16 protein-coding genes are annotated in these 19,290 nt (G+C 54.5%); 6 read left to right on the forward strand and 10 right to left on the reverse strand.

Annotated features, from left to right (window positions below):
• Window positions 1-238 precede the first annotated feature (238 nt).
• Together ACUY4S_RS03275 and ACUY4S_RS03280 are read right to left on the reverse strand one after the other, a co-directional pair.
• Window positions 239-718: an Lrp/AsnC family transcriptional regulator gene (locus ACUY4S_RS03275; RefSeq protein WP_312690894.1), complete on the reverse strand. Its 480-nt coding sequence runs from the start codon at window positions 716-718 to the stop codon at window positions 239-241.
• Window positions 719-777: 59 nt separating this feature from the next.
• Window positions 778-1,269, reverse strand: coding sequence for a M48 metallopeptidase family protein (locus ACUY4S_RS03280; RefSeq protein WP_458022554.1), 492 nt, complete (start codon window positions 1,267-1,269; stop codon window positions 778-780).
• Between the two features lie 70 nt (window positions 1,270-1,339).
• Here ACUY4S_RS03280 and rlmG point away from each other — a divergent pair, with 70 nt between their 5' ends.
• Window positions 1,340-2,473, forward strand: coding sequence for a 23S rRNA (guanine(1835)-N(2))-methyltransferase RlmG (gene rlmG, locus ACUY4S_RS03285; protein ID WP_458022553.1), 1,134 nt, complete (start codon window positions 1,340-1,342; stop codon window positions 2,471-2,473).
• A gap of 37 nt (window positions 2,474-2,510) precedes the next feature.
• Here rlmG and ACUY4S_RS03290 read toward each other — a convergent pair whose 3' ends face one another.
• Both ACUY4S_RS03290 and lsrK read right to left on the reverse strand, forming a co-directional pair.
• On the reverse strand, window positions 2,511-4,532 hold the full coding sequence (locus ACUY4S_RS03290; protein ID WP_458022552.1) for an oxidoreductase: 2,022 nt from the start codon (window positions 4,530-4,532) through the stop codon (window positions 2,511-2,513).
• Window positions 4,533-4,679: 147 nt separating this feature from the next.
• Window positions 4,680-6,254, reverse strand: coding sequence for an autoinducer-2 kinase (gene lsrK, locus ACUY4S_RS03295; protein WP_458022551.1), 1,575 nt, complete (start codon window positions 6,252-6,254; stop codon window positions 4,680-4,682).
• Window positions 6,255-6,393: 139 nt separating this feature from the next.
• On the opposite strand from lsrK, the gene lsrF reads away from it, so the two are divergent.
• Window positions 6,394-7,281 carry a 3-hydroxy-5-phosphonooxypentane-2,4-dione thiolase gene (gene lsrF / locus ACUY4S_RS03300; protein WP_312690888.1) on the forward strand — a complete coding sequence of 296 codons (888 nt, stop codon included), beginning with the start codon at window positions 6,394-6,396 and terminating at the stop codon, window positions 7,279-7,281.
• On the forward strand, window positions 7,278-7,571 hold the full coding sequence (lsrG, locus tag ACUY4S_RS03305) for a (4S)-4-hydroxy-5-phosphonooxypentane-2,3-dione isomerase (RefSeq protein WP_312690887.1): 294 nt from the start codon (window positions 7,278-7,280) through the stop codon (window positions 7,569-7,571). The genes lsrF and lsrG overlap by 4 nt, the downstream gene beginning before the upstream one ends.
• 34 nt (window positions 7,572-7,605) lie before the next feature.
• Here the strand turns inward: lsrG and ygjG are convergent, their stop codons facing one another.
• On the reverse strand, window positions 7,606-8,985 hold the full coding sequence (gene ygjG / locus ACUY4S_RS03310) for a putrescine aminotransferase (protein ID WP_312690886.1): 1,380 nt from the start codon (window positions 8,983-8,985) through the stop codon (window positions 7,606-7,608).
• Between the two features lie 432 nt (window positions 8,986-9,417).
• On the opposite strand from ygjG, the gene ACUY4S_RS03315 reads away from it, so the two are divergent.
• Window positions 9,418-10,938 (forward strand): methyl-accepting chemotaxis protein, encoded by a 1,521-nt coding sequence (locus ACUY4S_RS03315; RefSeq protein WP_458022550.1) that lies wholly within the window; start codon window positions 9,418-9,420, stop codon window positions 10,936-10,938.
• Window positions 10,939-11,383: 445 nt separating this feature from the next.
• A complete protein-coding gene (locus ACUY4S_RS03320) occupies window positions 11,384-12,946 on the forward strand; it encodes a methyl-accepting chemotaxis protein (RefSeq protein WP_458022549.1) in 1,563 nt (520 codons plus the stop codon).
• Here the strand turns inward: ACUY4S_RS03320 and ACUY4S_RS03325 are convergent.
• On the reverse strand, window positions 12,943-13,491 hold the full coding sequence (locus tag ACUY4S_RS03325) for a PadR family transcriptional regulator (RefSeq protein ID WP_312690883.1): 549 nt from the start codon (window positions 13,489-13,491) through the stop codon (window positions 12,943-12,945). The genes ACUY4S_RS03320 and ACUY4S_RS03325 overlap by 4 nt on opposite strands.
• 238 nt (window positions 13,492-13,729) lie before the next feature.
• Here ACUY4S_RS03325 and ACUY4S_RS03330 point away from each other — a divergent pair, with 238 nt between their 5' ends.
• On the forward strand, window positions 13,730-14,500 hold the full coding sequence (locus ACUY4S_RS03330) for a siderophore-interacting protein (protein WP_458022563.1): 771 nt from the start codon (window positions 13,730-13,732) through the stop codon (window positions 14,498-14,500).
• 36 nt (window positions 14,501-14,536) lie between these two features.
• On the opposite strand, the gene ACUY4S_RS03335 is transcribed toward ACUY4S_RS03330, so the two are convergent.
• From ACUY4S_RS03335 to ACUY4S_RS03350, 4 genes are all read right to left on the reverse strand, one after another.
• Window positions 14,537-15,706: a DNA repair protein gene (locus ACUY4S_RS03335; RefSeq protein ID WP_312690882.1), complete on the reverse strand. Its 1,170-nt coding sequence runs from the start codon at window positions 15,704-15,706 to the stop codon at window positions 14,537-14,539.
• Between the two features lie 247 nt (window positions 15,707-15,953).
• Window positions 15,954-17,096: a response regulator gene (locus ACUY4S_RS03340; RefSeq protein ID WP_458022548.1), complete on the reverse strand. Its 1,143-nt coding sequence runs from the start codon at window positions 17,094-17,096 to the stop codon at window positions 15,954-15,956.
• On the reverse strand, window positions 17,089-18,186 hold the full coding sequence (locus tag ACUY4S_RS03345) for an HDOD domain-containing protein (protein WP_458022547.1): 1,098 nt from the start codon (window positions 18,184-18,186) through the stop codon (window positions 17,089-17,091). Before ACUY4S_RS03345 ends, ACUY4S_RS03340 begins: the two co-directional genes overlap by 8 nt.
• Window positions 18,177-19,286, reverse strand: coding sequence for a sensor histidine kinase (locus ACUY4S_RS03350; RefSeq protein ID WP_458022546.1), 1,110 nt, complete (start codon window positions 19,284-19,286; stop codon window positions 18,177-18,179). The genes ACUY4S_RS03345 and ACUY4S_RS03350 overlap by 10 nt, the downstream gene beginning before the upstream one ends.
• Window positions 19,287-19,290 lie beyond the last annotated feature (4 nt).

Genomic DNA, 19,290 nt, shown 5'->3' on the forward strand with positions numbered 1-19,290 from the left:
TCATTAAGTGAAAAAGATAAGCTTCACTTGCAATAACTACACCAGGCTGCGCCTGTCACGACGACGAAGGGAGGGGAAAACAGGCGTGGCTATCGCTAACGCGTTGAAAGCGCTGAAAACACTACGTTGCACAATGTATGCAGTATTTGGGCCGTAAAGGCGTGAATCGTGCGTTATAGTGGGGTTTAATGCACGTCAGGGGAAGTCTTTGCACCGAATTGGGGCGAAATGCCCCAAATTAGGGCATGGTGTTACTGCCCGGCATCGACATGCCATTCTCTTTCAGGCGATTAAGCACGACCGACGTCTTCAGGTGCGCGACGCTCTTGTTCTGCGCCAAAATACCGCTAATCAGATGGTTCAGGCCTGGCAAATCGGAGACGGCGACTTTCAATAAATAGTCGTTATCACCTGTGGTTTTATACGCATCCACAATGGCCTCAACGCCGCATACCATTTGGTGAAAACTCGCCACGCATTCCGGCGTATGGTTCAGCAGCCGGACCTCAATAAGCCCCAGCATCCCCTGGCCTGCTGCATCGGGTGCAAGACGAGCGTGATAACCGAGGATCAACTGCGCCTGCTCCAGCGCAATGCGCCGCCGGGAACATTGCGAAGCAGACAGACCAATCAGCGCGCTCAGTTCCTGGTTCGTCAGGCGGCCGTTAGATTGCAACAGCGTCAGGATTTTCAGATCGAAATCATCAATGTGGTACATAGGCATCACAGGCAGACAAAAGGGGTGTGCACCAGACTAGCAGTTTTTTGCCCGGTGGGTTATTTCAACGCAAGATGCGTCAGCCACAGGCGGGTATCAAACTCCAGTTGATGATACTGCGGCTCCATATGGCAACAGAGCTGATAGAACGCCTTGTTATGCTCTTTCTCTTTCAGGTGCGCCAGTTCATGTACCACAATCATGCGCAGAAAGGCTTCCGGTGCGTCACGAAATACCGTTGCCACACGGATTTCGGCTTTGGCTTTCAGCTTACCGCCCTGCACGCGTGACACCGCGGTGTGCAGCCCAAGGGCGTTGTTCAGTACGTGGATCTTGTTGTCGTACATTACTTTGTTCACCGGCGCGGCATTGCGCAGGTACTGGTTTTTTAGATCCTGTGTATAGTGCCAAAGTGCTTTATCGGTGGTGATACCATGACTGTCAGGGTAGCGTTTCTGCAGCACCTCACCCAGCCGGTTCTGTTCAATCAATGTGGTCACCTGCGTTAGCAGGGATTCAGGATAGCCCTGAAGATAGGTCAGCGTGTGCATGGCGAAATGTGTTTACTTCCCGACGTATTTAAGCGATAAAACGCGCGAATTTTAGCACTGCGGAGGGGCGATGAGCCAGGTTGAGTTAAACGGACAGTCATTCACTTTAGACAGATTCCCGGTCGGCGTGGAAGAGGCGTCGTTACAGGCATGGGATGCGGCAGATGAATATTTGCTGCAACAGGTGAATGAGGTCGCAGGCCCGGTACTCATCTTTAATGATAGCTTCGGCGCGTTGGCTTGTGCGCTGGCGCAACATCACCCGGTCAGTGTGAACGACTCCTGGATTGCCGGGCTGGCAACGCAGCATAACCTGCGTATTAACGCGCTTGATGAAGATGCGGTGACCTTGCAGGACAGCCTCGCTCCGCTGCCCGCCAACCCCGCGCTGGTGTTGATCAAAGTGCCCAAGCAACTGGCGCTGCTTGAGCAGCAATTGTCTGCGTTACGCGACGTTGTGACGCCGCAGACGCGGATTATCGCCGGGGCAAAAACCCGCGACGTGCATAATTCAACACTGGCGCTGTTTGAAAAGATCCTCGGGCCGACGACGACGTCGCTGGCGTGGAAAAAGGCACGGTTAATTCACTGTACCTTTACGGCTCCGGCACGTGTCGAGGTGGCGCAACTCGCTAGCTGGAAGCTGGATGGAACCGACTGGACTATTCATAACCACGCCAACGTCTTTTCGCGCAGCGCCCTTGATATTGGCGCGCGTTTCTTCCTGCAACATTTGCCGCAAGCGTTGACAGGGGAAATGGTTGATCTGGGTTGTGGTAACGGGGTAATTGGTCTGCAATTGCTGGCGCAAAACCCGGACGGACGCGTGTTATTTGTTGATGAGTCCGCGATGGCCGTCGCTTCCGCCCGGTTAAACGTGGCGACCAATTTGCCGCAGGCGAACGCGCGTTGCGAATTTATGATCAACAACGCTTTGTCCGGCGTGGAGCCGGATCGCTTTGATGCGGTACTGTGCAATCCGCCTTTTCATCAGCAAAGCGCCATCACCGATCATATTGCCTGGCAGATGTTTAACGATGCGCGCCGTTGCCTGAAGTACGGCGGTGAACTGCGTATCGTCGGCAACCGGCACCTGGACTATTTCCGCAAGCTGAAGAAAGTATTTGGTAACTGCGAAACCGTCGCCACCAATAATAAATTTGTCATCCTCAAAGCGGTTAAGGTACGTAAAAAACGCGGATAACCGTGACGCATGCCGGAGCCTGTCCGGCATGCGTCGATCAGATTTCCAGCGCCAGTTGAGTGCCCTGGGCAATGGCCCGCCGGGCATCCAGCTCCAGTGCTACATCGCACCCGCCAATCAGATGCACCGTCTTACCGGCTTCACGCAGCGGCTCCGCCAGCTCACGTCGCGGCTCCTGGCCGGCGCAGATCACCACATGATCAACCGCCAGCAGCTGCGGCTCTCCGCCGATCATCAGATGCAAACCCGCATCGTCGATCTTTTGATAACTGACTGCCGGGATCATTTTCACGCCACGTGACAGCAGGGTAGCGCGGTGGATCCAGCCAGTGGTTTTCCCCAGGCCTTCGCCGGGTTTGCTGGCTTTTCGCTGCAGCATAACGATGTGGCGCGGGCTTTTAGGCAGTTGTGGGCCTTCCGGACGCAGCCCCCCTGCGTTATGCAGGCTGGTATCAATACCCCATTCCACGCAAAACTCGGCAATATTCTGGCTGGTCGGTTCGCCAGGCTGACTTAAATACATCGCGGTATCAAAGCCGATCCCGCCGCAACCTATGATTGCCACCCGTTCGCCAACCGGGACTTTATCGCGCAGGACATCGAGATAACTCAGTACGCTGGGGTGATCAATGCCGTCTATTTCCGGCATACGCGGCTCAATGCCGCAGGCGAGGATCACCTCATCAAACAGTGTCAGCATGCCTGGATCGACACGCTGACTCAGGCACAGGGCCACACCTGTCAGGTCAAGCATTCGGCGGTAGTAGCGCAGCGTTTCGTAAAATTCCTCTTTGCCAGGGATCTGTTTGGCCACATTAAACTGCCCGCCAATCTCGGCTTGCGCATCAAATAGCGTTACGCTGTGCCCACGCGCGGCGGCATTGACTGCAAAGGCCAGCCCCGCCGGGCCTGCTCCCACCACCGCCAGGTTTTTCTTCTGCGCAGCCGGTGTTATTGGCATCAGTGTTTCATGGCAGGCACGCGGATTGACCAGACAGGAGGTTACTTTGCCGACGAAGATCTGATCAAGGCAAGCCTGGTTACAGCCAATGCAGGTATTTATCTCGTCCGCGCGACCACTTTGCGCTTTCGACAGCAGTTCTGCATCGGCAAGAAATGGGCGCGCCATCGACACCATATCCGCATCGCCATTGGCGAGGATCGTCTCTGCCACCTGCGGATCGTTAATGCGGTTGGTGGTAACAAGGGGAATGTTCACCTTGCCTTTCAGCTTGCGGGTCACCCAGCTAAATGCCCCGCGCGGCACGGGCGTCGCAATCGTCGGGATACGTGCTTCATGCCAGCCAATCCCGGTGTTGATAAGGGTCGCGCCAGCGGCTTCAACAGCCTGCGCCAGCGTAACGGTCTGCTCAAAGGTTCCGCCACCTTCGACCAGATCCAGCATCGACAGGCGGAAAATAATAATAAACTCGCGTCCGACACGCGCCCGCACAGCGCGCAGTACCTCCAGCGCAAAACGCATCCGCCGCGTGGCATCTCCGCCCCATTCATCCTCGCGCTGGTTCGTTCTGGCGGCCAGAAACTCGTTAATCAGATAGCCTTCAGAACCCATCACTTCAACGCCGTCATAGCCCGCTTGCTGCGCCAGTTGCGCGCAATAAGCAAAGTCGTCGATCAAGGTCAGGATCTCCTCGTGACTGAGCGCATGGGGAGTAAATCGGTTGATTGGGGCCTGCAGTGCAGACGGTGCGACCAGCCCCGGCTGAAAACTGTAACGCCCGGTATGGAGAATTTGCAGCGCGATTTTCCCGCCTTGCTGGTGGACGGCATCGGTGATTTTCCGGTGGTGAGGAAGCTGGGCTGCATCGCGCAGGATCGCGCCGCCTTCCACCGTCACGCCGGAAAGCGACGGTGCAACGCCGCCGGTGACGATCAAGGCCACGCCGTGGCGGGCGCGTTCAGCATAAAAGGCTGCCAGCCTTTCTGCACCATCCGGGCGCTCTTCAAGCCCGGTATGCATCGAGCCCATCAGCACACGGTTTTTTAACGTGGTAAAGCCCAGATCAAGTGGGGCGAACAGCGACGGATAATGGCTCATGCTCTCTTCCAATGTAAAATAATTGTTATGTGGTCGGATGAGTTCTACTTTAGCCGTCGCGACAGAAAAGGGAAAAGCGGGAACAAATGATTGTGATGAGATTCAAAAATCCCCTCATCGCACCGGAATGAGGGGAGGGGAGAAAGATCAGACGTGAGTGCTCAATCCGGGTGCTGCCCACATTGAGGTGGTTAAACCGCTATCGACCAGACCAAGCTGATCGGCGTAAATCTTCTGCCATTTCTGCATCATCGTATCGTAAAGCTCGCGGTGTTGTAGATTGGGCGTATATTCCCGGCTCCATCTCACCAGCCGTTCACCCGTCGCTGCCATGTCATCGTACAGCCCGGCACCCACACCTGCGGCAATCGCGCAGCCCAACGCGGTCGCTTCTTTCACTTCCGGCACGCGCACCGGCAAACCGGTGACATCGCTTAAAATCTGCCCCCACAGCGCGCCTTTTGCACCGCCGCCTGCAAAAACCAGGCTATCGAAGCGAACGCCGGAAAATCGTGAAATCTGGGCCAGATTACAGGCTGATACCGTGGCAGCGTTTTCTTCCAGCGCCCGGAACAGTGTGGCTTTGTTGCATTTTTCTGCATCAATCGAGAGGTTAATAAACGACGGTGCAGCGTGGTACCACTGTTTAAAATGCATCGCATCAGAGAAAATCGGCATGACGCCCCACGACCCTGCCGGTACGCGGGCCGCCATCTCTTCCAGCAGGGTATAGGCATCGACCCCCAGCCGTTCAGCAATTAACTTTTCTTCTGCACAGAAAGCATCGCGGAACCAGCGCATGGTTAACCCTGTGAAAAAGCTGATCGACTCTGCCTGAACCATGCCGGGAATGACGTGCGGATTAACGCGAATATTCATTTCCGGATCGGTACGTACTTGTGGCAGATTCACCACTTGTTGCCAGAAGGTGCCGCCAAGCACTGCGCTCTGCCCGGGGCGCACCACGCCCAGCCCAAGACAGCCAAGCTGCACATCACCGCCGCCCATGACGACAGGCGTCCCTTCGCGCAAGCCGCTTTCCTGTGCTGCCTGGGCGGTGACTTCACCGAGAAGCGTGCCGGTCTCTTTTACCGGTGAGAGAAAATCGGCTCGCAGCCCGGCCATATCCAGCAATTCGGGCCGCCAGTCGCGGGTAAACAGATCAAGCAACCCGGTAGTGCCGGCATTCGACGGGTCCACGGCCAGCCAGCCGGAAAGACGCGATGCCAGCCAGTCGCTGATCATGGTGATGGTTGCCGCATTGCGATAGATGTCAGGGCGGTTATGCGCCAGCCACAGCAGGCGCGGCATGGCGCTGAGCGCCAGCGTCTGCCCGGAGACTTCATACACTTCGGCTTCAAAATGGTAACCGTGGATCTCTTTTAGCTCGGCGACTTCACGGCTGGCGCGGGCATCCACATTGGCACAAGCCCACAGAGGCTCGCCGTTACGGTCATACAGCACTATGCCTTCACGCATAGAACAACAGGCGACGGACTGGATGTCTGCGCCGCGTAACCCGGCCTGAGCCAGGGCCTGCCGAATGCACTGGCAGGCGAGTTGCCAGTTGGTGTCGAGATCGAACTCCATTGAACCGGGCACATTTTCGAGGCTCAGATGTTTCCACTCAGCCTGGCCGACACCCACTTGTCGCCCGGATAAGTCGAAGATCACAGCACGAATACTGCCAGTCCCTGCATCTAACGCTAATAGGTAACTCATGGGTTTTTCCCCCTCGGGCGGCATCAGAGATAAAACTGTGATCCTCGTACGGTCATAAATATAGTTCACGGCCTACGCTTGTGAACGATCTTCAATCACAAAATCAATGGCTCAATCACAGCTTTCAGTGGGAGGGACGATGGCGGATTTAGATGACATCAAAGACGGCAAAGATTTTGGTTTTGGAACGCCGCAAAAAAATGTGCCCTTCACGCTGAAAGGCTGTGGCGCACTGGACTGGGGAATGCAATCCCGACTGGCGCGGATCTTTAACCCGCACAGTAATCGCACGGTCATGCTGGCTTTCGATCATGGCTATTTTCAGGGGCCGACTACCGGGCTTGAGCGTATTGATTTGTCGATTGCACCGCTGTTTGCCGAAACAGATGTGCTGATGTGTACACGTGGCATCTTACGCAGTGTGGTGCCGCCTGCTACCAATAAGCCAGTGGTATTGCGTGCTTCTGGCGGAAACTCGATCCTGGCGGAACTCTCCAACGAATGCATTGCGGTGGCCATGGAGGATGCGCTGCGACTTAATGTCAGCGCTGTAGCGGCACAAATCTATGTAGGCAGTGAATATGAACATCAATCGATCGGTAACATAATCAAGCTGGTGGATGCCGGTGCTCGCTACGGTATCCCGACGCTGGCGGTCACCGGGGTGGGGAAAGAGATGACGCGCGATGCCCGCTATTTTTCCCTTGCCAGCCGCATCGCCGCCGAAATGGGGGCGCAGTTCGTGAAGACCTATTATGTCGACGAGGGATTCGAGAAAGTCACCGCCAGCTGCCCGGTGCCGATTGTTATCGCCGGGGGCAAAAAGTTACCGGAACAGGAAGCGCTGGAGATGTGTTTCCGCGCCATTGACCAGGGGGCGTCCGGCGTGGACATGGGGCGAAATATTTTCCAGTCCAGCGCGCCATTGGCGATGCTGAAAGCGGTGAAAAAAGTGGTTCACGACAATATGCGCGCCCATGAGGCGTATCAGTTCTGGCTGGAGGAAAAACAAGGAGAGCACCCATGAATGTGACGCTGGTGGAGATCAACATTAAACCGGATTGTATAGAGGAGTTTTTGCAGGTGTTCCGCGCCAACCATGAAGGGGCGATCCAGGAACCCGGAAATTTACGTTTTGATGTATTGCAGGATCAGAAAGTGAAAACCCGCTTTTTTATCTACGAGGCTTACCGGGATGAGGCTGCCGTGCTGGCACATAAGCAAACGCCGCATTATCTGGCTTGTGTAGAGAAGCTGGAAGGTTTGATGTCAGAACCGCGTAAAAAGCGCAGTTTTATTGGATTATTGCCGGAATAATGGCAGTTCCCCTCCCCAAAAGGGAGGGGAACTGTTACGCCTGTTCCACCGTAACCCGCAATGCCGCCAGCGCGTTACCTGCTGCTTTCAGCACCTGCTCACACTGCTCCATTGTGAGTGTCAGCGGTGGTTCAATACGAATAGTTTTCGCGTTGTTGAGCGTCCCGGCAACCAGCACGCGTTGACGGAACATCTCACTGGCAAAGTTATAGCCCGTTTCGTTATCCACAAACTCTATTGCCATCAGCATCCCGCGGCCGCGCGCATCCTGCACCAGATCGGGGTACTCGCGCGCCAGAGCCCGGAAGCCATCCAGCAGGATGTCGCCCTTCTGCTCTGCCTGCGCCGGCAGGTTCTCTTCCAACAGCACGTTGATAGTCGCCAGCGCGGCCGCACAGGCCAGCGGGTTACCGCCAAACGTTGTCGTATGCAGGAAGGGATTATCAAACAGCACGGAGAACACTTCCTGGGTGGCGATGGTCGCGCCGATAGGCATCACGCCGCCGCCCAGTGCTTTAGCAAGGCATAAAATGTCCGGCTGCACGTTTTCATGTTCGCAGGCGAACATTTTGCCGGTGCGTCCCATCCCCGTCTGCACTTCATCGAAGATCAGCAATGCGCCAAACTCGTCGCACAGCTGACGCACCGCAGGCAAATAGCCTTGCGGCGGCAGGATCACGCCGCCTTCGCCCTGGATAGGTTCAAGGATCACGGCAGCCACGTCATCACCGGTTTTATGACACTCGCTGAGCACTGTCCGCATGGCGTCGATATTGCCGAAGGGCACATGGCGAAAGCCTGGCAGCAGTGGCATAAAGGGTTTGCGGAAGGTCGATTTTGCCGTAGCCGATAGCGCGCCTAAGGACTTGCCGTGGAACGCGCCGCTGGTGGCAACAAAGGTAAATTTGCCACGTGGCGACTGATACGCTTTGGCCAGTTTCAACGCAGCCTCGACGGATTCCGTCCCGCTGTTGCTAAAGAAACTGTATTTCAGTTTGCCGGGCGCAAGTGCCGCCAGCGTTTTTGCCAGCATCGCCCGCAGTGGGTCGAGTAGCTCCTGGCTGTGAAGAGGTTGTTTGGCGAGTTGACTCTGTACGGCGGAAACCACAACTGGATTACGGTGCCCCACATTAAAAATTCCAAATCCACCCAGGCAATCTAAAAACTCCTGTCCCTGGGTGTCGACAAGCGTATTCAGACTGCTTGCTTGCCATTCTACGGCTCCGTAATCCCCGCCAGCGGTAACAGATTTGCGATACTCCAAAAACCCCGGATTTACATGCTCTTTAAAGTATTCAACCACCTCTCGGTTTAACGCTTTCATCTCCTCATGATCAAGATCTTGTTTTTCAATGATATTTAATGCGTGAGCGCTGCACGCTAATGCCGATGCGCTGGAAGGTAACCTGTTCAAAATGTGCTCCAGGGGCTCGCGTATCACATGATACCGATTTAAGTATTGCAGGGATTACGCCACTTCGGCTGAGGGAAGCAAAATCGGGATAAACGCCAGGGGAAGGGGCTTTTGTACAAGATTTAATCGTCCCGTTACGTTTAAAAGTTCCCAAATACATGATTAAAATTTGAACGAGTGTGACAACACTGTTGCACTTATGCCCCTTACTGGTGCAGTCAATGCTCTTTAAGGGGGCATTTAGCCTTAGCTTTAGTGGGTGGTTACGCAACGAAACTATTTAAATCAGCATGTTAGTGGCTGTACAAAAAATGCGGATTTATGCTGAATTGCGATCTAAATCAAATTTAACAACTAAAGATAAATTCATTTTCGCCGAAATAACATTCGCAATAATTCTTAACAGAAGTATAACCTGCACAGGACGCAACCATGTCTTCTCCTCGCTATGTCAGCCAGCAGGCGTTTTTGCTGGATGATGACACGACCCTCATGTCGACCACCGACCTGCAAAGTCATATCACCCACGCCAATGATGCTTTCGTTAAGGTAAGCGGCTATCACCTTGATGAACTCCATGGCCAGCCACATAACCTTGTTCGTCATCCGGATATGCCCAAAGCGGCCTTCGCCGACATGTGGTACACGCTTAAACAAGGGGAGCCGTGGAGCGGTGTTGTTAAAAACCGTCGCAAAAATGGCGACCATTATTGGGTGCGTGCAAACGCAGTCCCGATGATCCGTGATGGGCAACTTAGCGGATACATGTCGATTCGCACGCGGGCGACAGAAGATGAGATTGCCGCTGTGGAGCCGCTGTATCAGGCATTAAAGGAAGGGCGCAGTAATAAACGGCTCTATAAAGGCCTGGTGATCAGTAAACGCGGCTGGGGGAAAATATGCGCCATGCCGTTACGCTGGCGCGCCCGCAGCGCCGTGGCATGTGTGGGGCTCGCGCAGTGCGCCGCGCTGGCGTTATCCGGCGGCAGTGCGTTGACGCTGGCAATCAGCGTACTGGCGATGGTGGCGACAGGGATGGCTATAGAGTGGCAAATTGTACGCCCGGCCGCCAATGTGGCGCGCCAGGCGTTAAGCGTGGCGACAGGCGAGCGTAACAGCATACAGCCGCTTAACCGCAGCGATGAACTGGGGCTGACTCTGCGCGCTGTCGGGCAGTTGGGGCTCATGTGCCGCTGGCTTATCAATGACGTTTCCAGCCAGGTGAGCAGTGTGCGTAAAGGCAGCGAGACGCTGGCCAGAGGCAGCGACGATCTGAACGAGCGCACTCGCCAGACGGTGGTCAACGTTCAGCAGACCGTGAGCACGATGAGCCAGATGGCGGCGTCGGTACAGACCAACTCAGAAACCGCGTCGGCGGCGGATCAACTCTCCAGTGCGGCCAGTAGCGCCGCACGGCATGGCGGTAAAGCAATGGAAACGGTGGTGAAAACCATGGATGAGATTGCGAACAGTACGCAGCGCATTGGTTCTATTACCACGCTGATTAACGACATTGCTTTTCAGACCAATATCCTGGCGCTGAACGCCGCCGTGGAAGCCGCCCGGGCAGGTGAACAGGGGAAAGGTTTTGCGGTAGTCGCCGGCGAAGTACGGCATCTGGCCAGCCGAAGCGCCAGTGCAGCCAACGATATTCGTAAGCTGATTGATGCCAGCGCAGATAAAGTACAGTCCGGCTACGACCAGGTGCATGCCGCCGGGCGCACAATGGAAGACATCGTCAACCAGGTACAGAACGTCACAGCGCTGATTGGGCAAATCAGCCAGTCGACGTCTGAACAGGCGGCAGGGCTCTCTGATTTGACGCGTGCGGTGGCGGAACTGGACGCGATTACGCAAAAAAATGCGGGGCTGGTCGAAGAGAGCGCCACCGTTTCGGCTATGGTGAAGCATCGCGCTGGTCGTTTGCAGGATGCTGTTTCCGTATTACATTAATCATCATTATAAGAATTAAAAACCGCCCGAAGAGATTCCGGCGGTTTTTTTTGCTATATCCGTATTTATAGCAAGGTTAACTTGTAATGGTATTATTCATTCTTTGTTAAATTATTATTAATTATGGTTTCAAGTGTGAATGAATAATAATGTTCTCTTTTTTATGTTTAATTATTAATTAAATGTGATTAAGCATTATTAAATATATTGTGATTACCGATACTTGCGTGCATATAACGATCGATTAACTGTCATTAATAGCTCCTGGCTATCTAATTGCACATTAAGTAATTAAAAAAACGATCAAACTCATAAAGTTAGCGTGACTGTTACCGATAACGACTAGTGGTTGCTCCCTTTTAAATTTGCGCCAGGGACTTAAGCGCGCCTTTACCATCCGTGGCGCGACGCTTTCGTCAGAAAAAATCAAAACCATGGAGAATATATGTTTTTACATGATGTAAAAATCGGCACGAAATTATTTCTGGCATTCGGGTTTTTTATTGTGTTGATGGTGATAAGTTCCACTCTTTCGCTACTTAGTCTCAATCGCACAAATAATGGAATGCAAGAAATTGTGCACCATGACTATCCCACCACGATCAAAGCCAATGACCTGATCGATAACTTCAATGCCTTTATCAATAACCAGCAACTGATGCTGCTGGATAACGAAGGCAAATGGACCGCGGACACGCCAAAGCAACTTACCGACATCAGCGCTAACATCACCGCGCTGCTGGAAGAGTTGTCGAAAAGCTTACCGGATGAGGAGTCGCAGAAAATTCTCGGCGAAATCCGCACCGTGCGTCAGCAGTATCTTGATTCGCGCTTCCGCATTCTTGACGCCGTGAAACGCAACGACCGCGCCGGTGCCGTTGAGGAGATGATGACCCACACGGTTCAGATTCAGACTGCGTACAAAGACAAAGTGATGGATCTGATTGCGGTGCAGAACAAAAAAATGCGCACCGCAGGCGACCAGGTACAGGATGATTTTAGTACCAACCGCCTGGTGATGATCCTGCTCGCCGTATTCAGCATTAGCGTCGGCAGCCTGCTGGGTTTGTACATAATGCGCATGATCACCCGTCCGTTAAGCGAAGCCGTAGTCTTTGCCGAAGCGATCGCCGATGGCGATTTAACCCGTGCTATTGATTCGCCACATCGTGATGAAACCGGCATTTTGCTGCGTGCTCTGATGGAGATGAAAAACCGGCTGGTGGATATCGTTCACGAAGTGCAGCATGGCTCTGAAAGTATCTCCAGCGCGGCTGCGCAGATCGTTGCCGGGAACCAGGATTTGGCAGCACGTACCGAAGAGCAGGCCAGCTCTGTTGAGCAGACGGCCGCGTCTATGGAACAGATCACCGCGACGGTGAAAAATACGGCCGATCATACCTCTGAGGCAACCCAGCTCTCCGCTGGTGCGGCAACGGTGGTGAAAAATAACGGTGAGATGATGAAGCAGGTGACGGAGAAGATGCGCGTCATTAATGAAACGTCTAACCGTATGTCCGACATTATCAACCTGATTGACTCGATTGCTTTCCAGACCAATATTCTGGCGCTTAACGCGGCGGTTGAAGCGGCGCGGGCAGGGGAGCACGGGCGGGGCTTTGCAGTCGTGGCGGGCGAAGTGCGTCAACTCGCGCAGAAAAGCGCGTCATCGGCCAATGAGATCCGTCATCTGATCGAGAGTTCGACCACCCAGACCCGCGAGGGGATGTCGCTGGTGGAAAAAGCCAGCTTGCTGATCAACGGCATGGTAGATAACGTGCAGGAGATGGACGTTATCCTGCGCGAAATTGGCCAGGCAAGCCGCGAACAAACCGATGGCATTTCGCAGATCAACAGCGCAATCGGTCTCATTGACTCCACTACGCAACAGAACTCCAGCCTGGTGGAAGAGTCTGTCGCAGCGGCGGCGGCTCTGAATGACCAGGCGATGCACTTGCGTCAGTTAGTGCAGGTGTTCCGCTTACGGGAATCCCCCGCCGCGGCTTAATCCAGCTGCGAGATATCCAGCGCCGCACGGTCGATAATGCCGATTATCTGCTTAAGCTGAGCGGCGCTGACTTCTCCCTGATTAACGCGCAGGTCCAGCACGGCTTTAAAATTTTCCAGCGCGCGCTTCATTTGCGGATCCTTACGCAACTGGCGACCGACATTGCGGGCTTTGATTCGCTCGCGGATCTGTTCAAGCTGGGTCTGGCTCTCATCCAGCCAGCGCAGACCTTCAGCCGTGATGGTAATGCGCCGGCGCCCGTTCTCTTCATCATTAACGGTGATCAGTTGTTGGTCCTGCAAAAAATCAAGCGTGGGGTAGATCACCCCCGGGCTTGGCGTGTAATTGCCGCCGGTCAGTGTTTCAATCTCTTTGATCAGCTCATAGCCATGGCTGGCACCGCTGGTCAATAAGTGCAGGATCACCAGCCTTAATTCCCCATGCCCAAAAAAGCGCTGACGGCGACCGCCGCCGTGTCCGTGGTGGTGCGCCTCGTCGTGACGGTGGCGTTGTTCGTCATCATGATGATCGTGGGGATGCCGCATTGTGATCTCTCGTGTGATATTGATATATCTAATTTATATCTAAATTTGAAAGTAATACAGTTTAATACTGATTTTGTATTTAACTAAATGATTATTAATGTTTTTAATTCTACGTTTAACAAGCTGTGCGCTTTCACTCCGCTATATCTTAAAAAGATCTTGCCTTCAGCCTAATCAGCAATCATTATCATTTGCACAATATTTAGATATATCGTATTCAACTTTACGAAGGCTGATGATGACGACACTATCCCGAAAGTACCCTCAGCGCGTACGCAATGAACTGCGTTTTCGCGAATTAACCGTCCTGCGCGTGGAACGCCCCGGCGTGAGCTTCCAGCGTATTGTACTGGGCGGCGATCAACTGGATGGCTTTACCTCGCAGGGGTTTGATGATCACACCAAGGTTTTTTTCCCACAGTCGGGTAGGGCGTTTGTGCCGCCAGTGGTGACCGATGAAGGGATCGTTTGGGGTGACGGACCGCGTCCGGCATCCCGCGACTATACGCCGTTATATGATGCGTCCCGCCATGAATTGCTGCTGGATTTCTATATCCATGATGGCGGTGTCGCGAGCAACTGGGCGGTCACGGCGCAGGTTGGCGATAAACTGACCATTGGCGGGCCGCGCGGTTCGTTAGTGGTGCCGGAGGATTACGGCTGGCAGTTATATGTATGTGATGAGTCCGGAATGCCAGCGCTGCGCCGCCGCCTGGAAGCGTTAAGCCAGCTTGCTGTGCGCCCGCAGGTAACGGCGGTGGTTAGCATTAATGACGCTGCCTGTCAGGATTACCTGGCGCACCTGAGCGGTTTTGATATCCACTGGGTGACAGGCCATGATGCGCAGATGCTGGCAGACAAACTGGCGTCCGTGCATGTTCCTGCTGATGACTATTTTATCTGGCTGACGGGGGAAGGTGAGGTGGTGAAATCCTTGATAAGCCGTTTCGATACCGCGGCTATCGACCAGCAGCTTGTCCGTGCGCAGGCATACTGGCATAAAAAATAGTGTTCAGGCCCGGCGCATTTACCGGGCCTGGTGCGTTCAGGCCACTTCGTCGAATTCTGCTTCGCTTACCTGCTGCTCAAGCGTCTGGCGAATCTCCGCCAGTGTTTTTTCCTGCTGGCGGAAGTAGGCTTCCTGATCGTGGAGCGTGGAAACCAGTTGCCATGTATCTTCTTTTTCCAGCGTAGCCAGCTCGTCAATCAAGGTTGCGATATGCTGCTTCACTTCAACAATGCGCTGACGCAGACGCTGCAAATCATTTAAACGATCGCTCGCCATCAACGGATCGAGACCCTTTTGCAAACGCGTCAGAAGGGAACGGATCGCGCTGAGGTCGCCACGCTGACGTGCCTGGTTGAGTTGCACCATCATGCCGTGCGCTTCGTTCTTCAGATCGTTATCGACCAGGTCGGGGTGACAGAGTTTGCTGGCCTGACGCCACAGACGTTTCAGCTCATGGCGTTCATCTTCCGACATTTGTTGCTCAAAGCTGAACCGTTTTTCAGCGTCAAACTGCTGTTCCTGATAATCCTCATACTCCTGGCGGGCTTCGTCGCGCGCCTGGCGTGCGGGTTCATCTTCCCGCGTCAGACCACGCTCCAGCTCCTGCGCTTCGGCGAGCAGAGAGGCAATGAGATCGTTTTGTTGCTGCAGATGCTTGCGCGCTTCGGCGGCTTGCGGCGAATGGGGCGGCATGCTCTGCCAGCGCTGCGTAAGCGTGAGCAACACATTCACAGCCTGTGACAGATACTTCTGGCAGCGCAGGTAATCGGCTTCGCGACGGCGCGCTTCGGCTTCCTGGCGGCGTACGGCCGCTTCGGCGAGGGTTTGGCGTAAGCGCAGGATCTGCGACATCAGCGGCCCGAGGCGCGTCATATAAAGATCGTTGAAATCATCCAGCAGTTGGATCCGTGCGTTGCGTTTATCAATCAAATCCCGCATTTGCTCTTCCAGCGCCTTCAGTTCCAGTTTGCTGGCGGCTACCTGAGGATCTTGCCAGGAGACCACCGCACGCTGGCTTTGCAGCCACTCGGTGATGGCGCGCATCGCTTCGCTGTAATTTTTCTCTTCAAGCGTTTGTACGATAAACGCTAACTCCGGATCCGTGACTTCGGCTTTGAGTGAAGGAAGCTGGCTGTGGATGATGCCGTCATCCTCCAGTTCAATGGCGTATTTGATGATTTCAAGCCGTTTGATTGGTTTGTTCATGGCGTTTCGTCAAAGCGCTTAATGAGTCTGTTAAAGGGAGTTGTTCATCAAATCTGGACCACAGATGCGAAACTCGCAATAGTCCGGTGCCATATTACATGCGACATATTTCAATGCGTTAGTCTTTCTGTGAAAATTGCGCTTACGGCTGCGTTTTCATGCGAAATGGGCGAAAAGTTGCCTTATGGCGGGGTAGATTATGGCCGGGCAGCGGTAAACGTTCCGCTGCCGTGGCACAGGCATAATATTACTCGGGTGTCGGGCTGTCGGGCAGGCCCCGAACCCGAATTGGCTCTTTAATCGCTTCTGCGCTAAGCAGGCGCTGGAGGGCTGAAATGGCGGTGTCGGTGAGTTCATGCCCTTTCGTCAGCACCATCAGACCATTAGTGGTGCGGATATCTTCATCCACCACCCAGCCGGGCATCAGCTCGCGAATGCGCGCAGAGCGTACCCCAGTCACATTGGTGCGGAAATCCGACAGTGACTTGATAATGTAGTCCGGCAGCGCCGGACTGGCAGCACGTAAGATTTCCCATGGCCGCTCCAGGCTCCATCCGCGTGCCGCATGGCGTTCAAGCTCAAGAGCGGCGCGCAATAAATGCGAACCGCGCAACACTTCGAGGGGCACATTCGGTGCGGGTTCTTTCGCCTGGTGACGAATAATCCCGGCCACCATTTCAAGGCGTGGAATATTGCCCACCAGCCGGGCGGCGACCTCCGGGTGCCCCAGTAACAGTTTTTTCTCTTCGTCCGTGAGTTTTCGCTGCGCAGCATCGGCCTGTACGATGTCCGCCGGAATACCGACGCAGCCGATTTGGCTCAGGGATGCGGCAATGGTGTAAATCCACTCATCCGGCCATTCCAGTTTTGGCAACGCATGAAGGACGCAGGACTGGGCAAAGGCTGCACGCTGGAAAGCCCACGGAGCCACCATGGCGAGCACTTCGGTCAGCGTTTTTACCGAGGCGGTAAGCGTGGTCGCCAGCAGCTCTTTTTCTGCGCAGACAAGACGGTACTGACGGACAGCGTCATTCAGTGTCGCAATCAGTTCCTCTTTCGGACAGGGTTTACAGAGATAGCGAAAAATAGCCCCTTTATTGATAGCCGCAATGGAGGAGGTAACATCGGCCTGCCCGGTGAGCAGTAGCCGCACGCTATCGGGGGAGAGTTCCCGTGCTTTAGCCAGAAAGGTTGCCCCGTCCATGTTCGGCATGCGCATGTCCGACATAATGACGGCAAAGCGATCTCCCCAGCGAATGGCATCCAGTCCGGCTTGCCCACTCGGCGCTACCACCACGTCAAATTCGCCGAACAGTGTTCGTTCCATCGCTGCGAGTACATTCGGTTCATCGTCAACGCACAGCACCCGGGGTAAGGCGGTATCAGTCATGAGGCGTGTCCTGTAGGTTGGCCAGCATTTGCTGCCATAAAGGGAGTTGATTCAGCATGCCTGTCTGTTCGAGATAATCCCGATCCGGCATGCTGTTATTAGCAAGGGAGACCGCAACATGCACGATACCCACGGCGTCAAAAACGCCGTGTGCGGAACGAGAAGGCTGTGTATGACCCGCCACGATTTCCACAATGTCCATCGGTAACCCCCAGAGCGCCAGCAAATATGCACCGACGGCAGAGTGCATAGCGTTATTGTCGCGAGTGAGGTGTTTTTCGCCGCTCTGTTCTCTCATCTCCGGGATCAGCAACGCAATATTGGCCAGCAGGGCGGCTGTGGGCGCCAGTCCCTGATGCCCGGCAATCCGGGCGGCAAGTGTAGAGGCGAGCAGCGCACGGCGTTGTAACTCATCAACCTCGGGATCTGCCTTCGCGTCCGCAAAAAATCGTGATGCGAGCACCAGTTGCTTGACCTGTTCCAGCCCCAGATGGGAAATGGCGCTGCCAATGTCATGTATTTTCGCTTCCTGACTGAACCAGGCGGAATTTGCCAGCTGCATAATTTTGGCACTGAGTGCGGGGTCGCTGCTCAGATGTTCTGTAATTTGCCGGGTATCACCGCCGGGAGCTGCAATCAGCTGGCACACTTCGGTGTAGACTTTTGGCGAAGCGGGTAACTGGTTAATTCCGCCCACTACGCGCAGAACTTCCGGGTCTTTAAACATACCGCGTAATGCCAGCGCGCTGCCAATCAGCGTTAACAATGCTGTGCTGTCGCAGGGTTTAGCAACAAACCGGTGCGCCACTTCCAGCATCCGCCGGGTGGCATCCGGCTCGGAGTAGCCAGAAAGAATAATGCGCAGGGTGCCGGGCCAGCGATTTCGCACCTGCGTCAGTAACTCTGCACCGTCCATAAACGGCATGCGCATATCGGACACCACCACGTCCGCAGGTGTCTCTTCCAGCATCGCCAACGCTTCAGGGCCACTGGTGGCAAAACGGCATGCCCACTCCGTGTCCTGCATCATGATGGCCCGCTCAATACCCGAGAGCACCTTGCTTTCGTCATCCACGAACATCACTTGCATGCCGTGTCATCCTCCATGGTGTCATATAGTGGAAATTGCAGAATAAACGTCGAGCCGACGCCTTCTTGCGACTCGCAGCGGATCTGCCCTCCGTGTTTGTCCACCACCGTAGAGTACACAATGGCCAGCCCCTGGCCTGTCCCTTTGCCGACCGCTTTGGTAGTGAAAAAGGGATCGAAAATACGGTCACGGATAGCAGCAGGAACCCCGCTGCCGTCGTCATGGACGCGGATCTCCATCCAGTCGCCATTCTGTTGCGCGGAAAGGGTAATGCGGCCTTTCTCTTTAACGCCTTCTTTCAGCGTATCTGCAATCGCGTGGGCGGCGTTTACTACCAGGTTAAGGATTGCCTGGCCGACCATATCGCGCAGGCAGGGAAGTGGGGGCAAATCATCACTGAAATGGGTCTCGAGCTCGGCGACGTACTTCCATTCATTTCGCGCCACGGTCACGGTGGTATTAATCACTTCGCGAATATCCACCCGTTCCTTTTCGTTGAGCGACGGGTGCGAGAACTCTTTCATCGCGGCGACGATCCTGGCGATATGCCCAAGACCTTCGAGCGATTCGTCTAAAGCGCCGGGGATTTGACGGCGTAAAAAGTCTAATTTTGAGCGCTTGAGTGTCGCGTCAAAATCTGCGATTGCAGGATCGTCAGCCATTTTCTCCCTTGCAGCTTCAGCCAGAGCAAGAGCGGCGTCCAGCAGCGTTAACAGCGTGGCGTTAGCGCTTTTAACAAAACCGACGTTATCGGAGACGTACTGCGTTGGCGTATTGATTTCATGGGCAATACCGGCTGCAAGCTGGCCGATAGATTCCATTTTCTGTGCCTGAAGCAACTGTGTTTGGGTAATGCGCAGTTCAGCCAGCGCTTTTTCCAGTTCATGCCGCTCGTTTTCCAGTTCCATGGTCTTGCGGGCCACCACTTTTTCAAGGCCGACATTTTGCTCCAGGATGGCGAATGGCGTGGCGTGACTGTGTCGGGCTTCTTGTGCGATACGGCGTTTCAGAACGTCGATGGTCTTATCGCGGGCGATAAGTTTGCGCTCATAATCCGCAAGGGACAGATCCGCAGTAGAGGCGTGGGGAAGGGCAGGCATATTG

Source organism: Kosakonia beeri (assembly GCF_054165705.1).

Excerpts from the sequence above, each read along its gene's own strand:
- ACUY4S_RS03325 (WP_312690883.1), bottom strand. The coding sequence starts at position 13,491 with ATGCGGCATCCCCACGATCATCATGATGACGAACAACGCCACCGTCAC.
- ACUY4S_RS03275 (WP_312690894.1), bottom strand. The coding sequence starts at position 718 with ATGTACCACATTGATGATTTCGATCTGAAAATCCTGACGCTGTTGCAA.
- lsrG (WP_312690887.1), top strand. The coding sequence starts at position 7,278 with ATGAATGTGACGCTGGTGGAGATCAACATTAAACCGGATTGTATAGAG.
- rlmG (WP_458022553.1), top strand. The coding sequence starts at position 1,340 with ATGAGCCAGGTTGAGTTAAACGGACAGTCATTCACTTTAGACAGATTC.
- ACUY4S_RS03340 (WP_458022548.1), bottom strand. The coding sequence starts at position 17,096 with ATGACTGATACCGCCTTACCCCGGGTGCTGTGCGTTGACGATGAACCG.
- ACUY4S_RS03335 (WP_312690882.1), bottom strand. The coding sequence starts at position 15,706 with ATGAACAAACCAATCAAACGGCTTGAAATCATCAAATACGCCATTGAA.
- ACUY4S_RS03280 (WP_458022554.1), bottom strand. The coding sequence starts at position 1,269 with ATGCACACGCTGACCTATCTTCAGGGCTATCCTGAATCCCTGCTAACG.
- ACUY4S_RS03320 (WP_458022549.1), top strand. The coding sequence starts at position 11,384 with ATGTTTTTACATGATGTAAAAATCGGCACGAAATTATTTCTGGCATTC.
- ACUY4S_RS03330 (WP_458022563.1), top strand. The coding sequence starts at position 13,730 with ATGACGACACTATCCCGAAAGTACCCTCAGCGCGTACGCAATGAACTG.
- lsrK (WP_458022551.1), bottom strand. The coding sequence starts at position 6,254 with ATGAGTTACCTATTAGCGTTAGATGCAGGGACTGGCAGTATTCGTGCT.
- ACUY4S_RS03290 (WP_458022552.1), bottom strand. The coding sequence starts at position 4,532 with ATGAGCCATTATCCGTCGCTGTTCGCCCCACTTGATCTGGGCTTTACC.
- ACUY4S_RS03350 (WP_458022546.1), bottom strand. The coding sequence starts at position 19,286 with ATGCCTGCCCTTCCCCACGCCTCTACTGCGGATCTGTCCCTTGCGGAT.
- ACUY4S_RS03315 (WP_458022550.1), top strand. The coding sequence starts at position 9,418 with ATGTCTTCTCCTCGCTATGTCAGCCAGCAGGCGTTTTTGCTGGATGAT.
- ACUY4S_RS03345 (WP_458022547.1), bottom strand. The coding sequence starts at position 18,186 with ATGCAAGTGATGTTCGTGGATGACGAAAGCAAGGTGCTCTCGGGTATT.
- lsrF (WP_312690888.1), top strand. The coding sequence starts at position 6,394 with ATGGCGGATTTAGATGACATCAAAGACGGCAAAGATTTTGGTTTTGGA.